The sequence below is a fragment of the Amycolatopsis iheyensis genome (genome assembly GCF_024703995.1).
Taxonomy (GTDB): Bacteria; Actinomycetota; Actinomycetes; order Mycobacteriales; family Pseudonocardiaceae; genus Amycolatopsis; species Amycolatopsis iheyensis.
In genome coordinates this window covers 1-4,961 of record NZ_JAMXQV010000063.1, presented here as the reverse complement: position 1 = coordinate 4,961, position 4,961 = coordinate 1, and the positions used below count along the sequence as shown (strand labels likewise).

Sequence of the window (4,961 nt, the reverse complement as noted above, 5' to 3'; positions counted from 1 at the left end):
GGTCACGGTGATCAACACCGAAACCGTCACCCCGAGGCCGCTGACCAGCGCAAACGACGCGCCGACAGGACACCCCAACTGGGGAATTTCAGAGAGCAGGACTGGCCCTATTCAGAGAGCACCATCATCGCCGCCGCTGCGACGTCCTCTACGCCATGCTTCGCAACGGCACCCACTACCGCCAACCCGAACCGGCCACCACAGCGGCTTGACAACCAGATAGGGACACCCCCCGCTCGTACCCGCTGACCGTCAGACGGTGTGCGGGGTGTGCGCGACGGTGTTCCAGGACGAGGCGATGACGTCGGCGTTGCCGCCGTTGCCCGCCCAGCCGGAGTTCCCGCCGGTGGTGGTGCTGGTGTTGCCCGCGTCGCCGGTCGAGCCGGTGGCGCCGGTGTCACCCGAGTTGACCTTCGAAGGGGTGGCACAGCGAGCCGGTACGAGCACGCCGGTGATCTACCACCGCTGGGTCGGCAAAGCAGTGCTGGTCGACGCGACCCTGCTGCACGAAAGCGCCGCCCGGGTGGTCGACGTGCCGAACACCGGAACGTTGCGCGGTGATCTGGTCGCGATGATGCGCGCGGCCAACCGTTCGCGGATCGATTTGCAAACTGGTCCCGGCCGGCCGCCGTACGGTGGCGGAGTCGATCGTCGCGCGAGCGGTCGATCGAGGAGAGATTCGAGGCCTCCGCTCTGAAGCCGCATGCCCTCATGACTCGTGGTTTCACGAAACCCGTGGGGGAGCGAAGAACGTTGGGCAGCGTCCAACACGATGAGGACCTCCTGGCTCAGCTTGGCTCGAAGGAACACGCCGAGCCTCGGTGACGTCAGGGTGAGCGCGGCGAAGACTGCGCGCAGCAAATGCAGTGCTCGCGCCGGACTGTTTCCGGTCCGCAATGCCACCTCGAGCACCAACGCGGCACCAGAGTTCCGCGGCGCCCGCTTCCAGACGGCAGCGGAGTTCCAATACGCCCGGTTCGGCGCTTATGCCACCTTCGAAGACGCGTGCTTCGACGACGCCGCCGAATTCAGCTGGGCCGAGTTCGGCAAGGCGGCGTGGTTCGCCGGGGCCACCTTCGAGCGCGCTCGTTTCCACAGCACGCGCTTCGCCGGACCCGCCGACTTCGGTGCGGCGTCCTTCGCGGTGCCGCCGCTGTTCGACCTGGCTCGCGCCCGGCTCGACGATGGAACGGACCGGCGTACCTGGCCGGACGGATACGTCCTCAGTTCGCCTGTCACCGAACAGGACGGACAGCTGGCGGACGCGTCTGGTGTGTGGGGCTACGTCGGTCCGGAGAGGTGAGGTCAGCCAACGCGTGACCGAGCGCCCCGTCGAGCGCTCGGCACACGTCAGGGCTCAGCCGCTGGCAGCGCTGGTGTTGACTACGCCGTTGACGCCCTTGGGGAAGAATCCGCCGGAGGTGGCGGCCTTCGGGGTCAGGTAGACGATGTTCAGGACCTGGCCGGGGCTACGGGAGAACGCGACGCCGTTCGAGTCGGCCGGGACGATGTTGGCGTTGCCGCTGCGGTCGATCACGCCCTGGTCGTCGTCTGCTGGGCCGTCGAGGCTGTCGCGGGCGTTGGACAGCTTGACGCTGGCCTCCCGCAGATCGCGGCCGAGCAGGCCGAGCCCGAGGATTCCGCCGCGACGTTCGTAGAGCTGAGAGCGGATGTTGCCGGCGTGGTACGCCTCCACGGCGAGGATCCCGGCGGCGGCTTCGAGGTAGGTCTTGTTGCTGATCAGCGGGGCGGCGCCCTTGTAGGCGGTGACGCCGACGTCTTCGAACAGGAACGCGGCGAGCAGGAAGTTTTCTTCGCAGGCGAAGGCGTCGAAGCTGTGTCCCGGTTTGACCAGGCCGGCGGCCTGTGCGGCGGCGGTGAAGCTGGACTGCAGGTCGATGGCCGGGCGCGCGACGGCGGCCGAGCCGAGCGCGGTGCGCAGGAACTGGACATGGTCCTTCTCGTCGGCGGCGATCTCCTGGGCGTACTGGCGGACCGTCTTGCTCTGGAACCGGACGGCCCGGCCGCCGGTGACGCCCCCGCGGGTGCCGGTACCGGTGGTCATCGAATCGGCCAGACCCGGCCGGTGGTCGCGTGGAGGTAGAACTCGGCCTCGAGGTACTCGAAGTTGAGCACCGCCCCGTCGCTCACCTCGGCCGCGGCGGCCTGAGCTGCCTGTGCGCGAGGAGTGGCCGAAGCGATGTTGGTGAGCCCGCCGAGAGCGCCGGCACCGACGACGCCGAGCCCCGTCATCCCGGCGGCCCGGAGGAACCGTCGCCGGTCCTGGTCGTTCTTCGCGCTCCGGTTGATCATCGAAGCGGCATAGCGCTTGCCAAACACGTGCGATCTCCCTTCCGCCCGCGCGCGACGCTGCGACCGCGGACGTAGCCCGCAAGCCCTCGGTGTGTTCGCCTCCGGGCAAGCGGGGTGATCCTTCGTGGACGTTCGACGTTCGGGGCTGTCCGCACGGCGGATTAATGCGCTGACCGATCGGGTGATGCCGGCTCAGCCCGCCGGATACAGGTGAGCGGGTACGAGCGCCCAGACGACCTTGCCGCGGTCGTCGGCTCGTGCGCCCCACTCGGTCGCCAGTTCGTTCACCAGACGCAGGCCGTGGCCTCGAGGCGCGAGTCGTTGTTCCTGGATCGTCAGCGCTACGGGGCTGGTGTCGGTGACTTCGACCAGCACGCTGTCACCGCGGCGGACGACGCGGAGTTCGCGTGGCTCGCCGGCGTGGCGGTACGCGTTGCCTACGAGTTCGTCGACCACTAGGAGGACCCCGCCGTATCGGTGTGCAGGCGGCGCGCCGAACAGGAGGTTTTCCGTGACGGTGGTGCGTACTTGCCGCGCGCTGGGCCGGCCCGACAGGTCGATCGACAACCGGCCGGCCGTGGCGACCTTCTCGCACAGCGCCTCCACGGCGGCCCACGCTTCGCCAGGTGGCCACTCAGCTGCGTTACCAGGCGGTTCCCGGTTACACATTCGGCTCACCCTCCCGTGACGCAGATATCACCTCGTTCCGAGTTCGGAGCTGGACGGGGGTGAAGATGTGAGCCGATCGGGTGGTTGTGGCGCTCCGGCCGAAGTGCAAGCACGGTTGCTCGACGCCGTACGGCCGGAAGTTCGCCGGGTACTGCCCGCGGCACGTCTCGACGCGCGGGAGACCGCGCCGACGAAGTCGCGGGCCGGTAAGCGGTAGATCGGGCTGCCCAAGCCACTCGCTCTGCTGCTCGTGCGGCACCAAGCGGGCCAAGCCCAGGAACGCGCCCTGGCAGCCCGACCGCTGGGAGGAGACCGGCTACGTCTTCACCGAGCCGCCCGGTCAGTCGCTCGTGCCGAACACCGACTACCACCACTGGAGGGTGCTGCTGCGCGAGGCCAAGGCGGGGGAGCGGCGAGAGGGTCCCGGCCAGTTCCAGCGCCAGCAGGTATCAGGCCCGGTGAAAACCACCAGCCGGTCACCGGCGACAGCCCGATCACGCGCTCCTGCGCTCGACGTTCCGATGGCATTGGTGGTCTTGGTCCCGCGACCCACCTCATGGGTGTCGGATCAGAGTGGCCTGGGTGGAAGTCACCGGGAACCACATGTCCCGCCGCAGGATCCAGGTGCCGTCCGGGGTCATGTGGACGGTGCCGAGGTTGATGACGGCCGCGGTGCCGGGGAACCCGCCCGCGACGATGCGGTCGCCCTCGCGCAGCACATCAGGACCGGCGGTGACCGTTGTCTGTTCGCCGGGGCCGGCGGCGAGGCTGACCGGACGGTCGGAGGTCGCGGTCCAGGCGCTCAGTCCTGATGTCCGTAGTGTCGTCAGGTCTGTGCTGGCGGAAGCGGTGGGGCCGCCGCTGGTGACGACGCCGATCAGCCCGTCGTGGAGCGTGAGAAGGTCGCCCGGTTGCGTGTCCGCCGCTCCGGTGACGGTAAAGGTGCCGTCCAGACGGGGGGTCGCGGTGACGGTACGCGTGGCTGGGTCGTCGGCTGCCGCGGCCAAGGAGGCGACGCCCCGTTCCCCGCGGTCGCCGAACGCGAGCTCGGTGTTCCAGGCCGCGGCCTGCGGTGGCAGGTCCACGGTGAGCAATCCGTTGAGGGGCGACCCGGCGGTGCCGGCTACCTCGTGTTCCACGGCGCTGGTGCCGAACCGGGCGGCGGACATGCCTGGTGCGACGAGGGCGGCTGCCCAGCTGGCCGGGGCTTGGTCCCCGGGCGCCGGTCTGGAGACGACGAAGCCGTAAGCCGCCGGGGCGGGCGCGCTCGGGGAGACGGTCACCTGGGCTCGCACCTTCAGTGTCGTGGTGTCCGGCGTGCCGGTGGTCGACGGTGTGGTCATGAAGCCCAGCGACGTCCTTCCGGCGGCGTCGTTGCGGCGCAGGACGACCAGTGTCGCGTTCTGTTCGCCGAGCGGTCCGGCGTAGAGCAGCGCGGCTTCCGATCCGGGGGCCGCGACCGGGCTGGCGTTCGCCCAAGCCAGCTTCGCCCGGCCGACCAGCACGCTGTCCCCGGCCAGCGGGCCACGCGCCGGCCACTGGGTCACCGCCACCGGCTGGGCTGGGGCTTCATCACCGCCCGAGGCCGTGGCGAGCGCGACGCCACCGCCGGCACAGACGACCGTGGCTACCGCGACTCCCGTCAGCGTCCGCCGTCGTCGTCGTGCCCGCGTCCGCAGGACCCGATGCGCGACCGAGACGGCCTCACCCGGCGCGGGACGGGGCGGGGGGACGGCTGCGAGCTCGTCGCGCAGGAGTGTGGCGAAGTCCGGTGGGTGCTGGTTCATCGTCGTCCCTTCGAAGTCGGCCTCGGCAAGTTCTCCGGGGAGCGTGATTCGGCTTCCCACAGCTGGCGTAGCCGCTGCAGGCCACGCGAGGTGGTCGACTTGACCGTTCCGGTGCCGCAGCCGAGCAGCCGGGCGGTGTCCGCTTCGCCGAGGTCGAGGTAGAACCGGGCGGCCAGCACGGCCCGTGTCCGC

6 protein-coding genes and 1 pseudogene are annotated in these 4,961 nt (G+C 70.0%); 2 read left to right on the top strand and 5 right to left on the bottom strand.

Annotated features, from left to right (window positions below; genetic code table 11):
• Window positions 1-252: 252 nt before the first annotated feature.
• Complete coding sequence (locus M8542_RS50550) at window positions 253-447, bottom strand: hypothetical protein (protein ID WP_257927437.1); 195 nt, start codon at window positions 445-447, stop codon at window positions 253-255.
• A gap of 4 nt (window positions 448-451) precedes the next feature.
• Between M8542_RS50550 and M8542_RS50545 the strand changes: the two genes are divergently transcribed.
• Window positions 452-697, top strand: coding sequence for a hypothetical protein (locus M8542_RS50545; protein WP_308210349.1), 246 nt, complete (start codon window positions 452-454; stop codon window positions 695-697).
• A gap of 135 nt (window positions 698-832) precedes the next feature.
• Window positions 833-1,303 (top strand): pentapeptide repeat-containing protein, encoded by a 471-nt coding sequence (locus M8542_RS49660; RefSeq protein WP_257927435.1) that lies wholly within the window; start codon window positions 833-835, stop codon window positions 1,301-1,303.
• A gap of 54 nt (window positions 1,304-1,357) precedes the next feature.
• On the opposite strand, the pseudogene M8542_RS49655 reads toward M8542_RS49660, so the two are convergent.
• From M8542_RS49655 to M8542_RS49640, 4 genes and pseudogenes are all read right to left on the bottom strand, one after another.
• Window positions 1,358-2,340, bottom strand: a pseudogene (locus tag M8542_RS49655) (ferritin-like domain-containing protein).
• A 165-nt stretch (window positions 2,341-2,505) separates the two neighbouring features.
• A complete protein-coding gene (locus M8542_RS49650) occupies window positions 2,506-2,919 on the bottom strand; it encodes an ATP-binding protein (RefSeq protein ID WP_257927434.1) in 414 nt (137 codons plus the stop codon).
• Between the two features lie 617 nt (window positions 2,920-3,536).
• Complete coding sequence (locus M8542_RS49645) at window positions 3,537-4,487, bottom strand: hypothetical protein (RefSeq protein ID WP_257927433.1); 951 nt, start codon at window positions 4,485-4,487, stop codon at window positions 3,537-3,539.
• Between the two features lie 278 nt (window positions 4,488-4,765).
• The coding region (locus M8542_RS49640; protein WP_276588204.1) for a sigma factor-like helix-turn-helix DNA-binding protein at window positions 4,766-4,961 on the bottom strand (196 nt) is incomplete at its 5' end.